This window comes from Cyanobacteriota bacterium (genome assembly GCA_025054735.1).
Lineage (GTDB): Bacteria > Cyanobacteriota > Cyanobacteriia > SKYG9 > SKYG9 > SKYG9.
In genome coordinates, this window is the sequence record JANWZG010000638.1 from 1 (window position 1) to 1408 (window position 1408).

1 pseudogene is annotated in these 1408 nt (G+C 54.6%); it reads left to right on the plus strand.

Going from position 1 to position 1408, the window contains the following annotated elements:
* Positions 1–1408, plus strand: a pseudogene (locus NZ772_18960) (ATP-binding protein).

The window sequence follows — 1408 nt, forward strand, 5'->3', positions numbered from 1 at the left end:
GCCGGTTGCCGCAACTGGAGCGCCTGATTGCGCAAGAAACCTATTTCGTCATCCACGCCCCCCGGCAGACCGGCAAAACCACTGCCATGCTAGCCCTAGCCCAGCAACTCACCGCCAGCGGACACTACACCGCCGTCATGGTTTCCGTAGAAGTTGGTGCCGCCTTCAACCACGACCCAGACAAAGCCGAGTTAGCAATCTTAGATGCATGGTGGGATGCAGCTACAGTATGGCTTCCCCATGAGCTGCATCCCCCTAGTTTGACAGACTTAACCGATGCCGAAAGTGGTAGGTGCATTGGTCATGCCTTGAGCAAATGGGCACAAACCTCTCCCCGTCCCCTGGTCATCTTCATCGACGAAATCGACTCCCTGCAAGATAACGCCTTAATTTCCATCCTACGGCAGCTACGGGATGGCTATCCCCGTCGTCCCAAAGCCTTTCCCCAATCCCTCGGACTGATTGGCCTGCGGGATGTGCGCGACTACAAAGTAGCCGCCAGTGGCAGCCAGCGCCTCCATACCGCCAGTCCCTTCAACATCAAAGTCAAGTCCCTTACCCTCCGCAACTTTACCCAGGAAGAAGTCAGCGAACTCTACACCCAGCACACAGCAGACACCGGCCAAGTCTTTACCCCTGAAGCTCTTGATCGTGCCTTTTACCTCTCCCAAGGGCAACCCTGGCTAGTGAATGCATTAGCCAAAGAAGTAGTGGAAGAGATCGTCCCCGACCCCAGCATCCCCATCACCGCCGACCACATCGACCAAGCCAAAGAAATCCTGATTCAGCGGCGGGATACTCACTTGGATAGCCTAGCAGAGCGACTACAGGAACCCAGAGTGCGCGCCATTATTGAACCAATTCTGGCAGGGCAAGCTCTAGGAGAAGTGCCCATCGACGATATTCAATTCGTTGTTGACCTTGGACTCTGTCGGTTGCAAACCAGTGGTGGTTTAGAAATTGCTAACCCCATCTATCGAGAAGTTCTGCCGCTAGTATTGAGCTTCACCACTAGTGCCTCCTTAGCCGAGTTGGCTAACCAAGACTGGCAAGTTAGATGTCAATCTACTCCTAGAGGCATTTCTCGACTTCTGGCGACAACATGGGCAGCCGTTGATGAAAAGTGTGCACTACCACGAGATTGCTCCCCACATTGTGCTGATGGCGCTTTTGCATCGGGTGGTGAATGGGGGCGGCACGCTGGAGCGGGAATATGCCATTGGCTCTGGGCGGATGGATCTGTGTTTGCGCTACGGTGATGTCACCCTAGGCATAGAACTGAAGGTATGGCGGGATGGAGAAAAAGACCCCCTAGAGAAGGGATTGCAGCAGTTGGACAGTTATCTAGCTGGTTTGGGACTAGACTCTGGCTGGCTGGTGATCTTTGACCAGCGATCGGGGGTGCCGC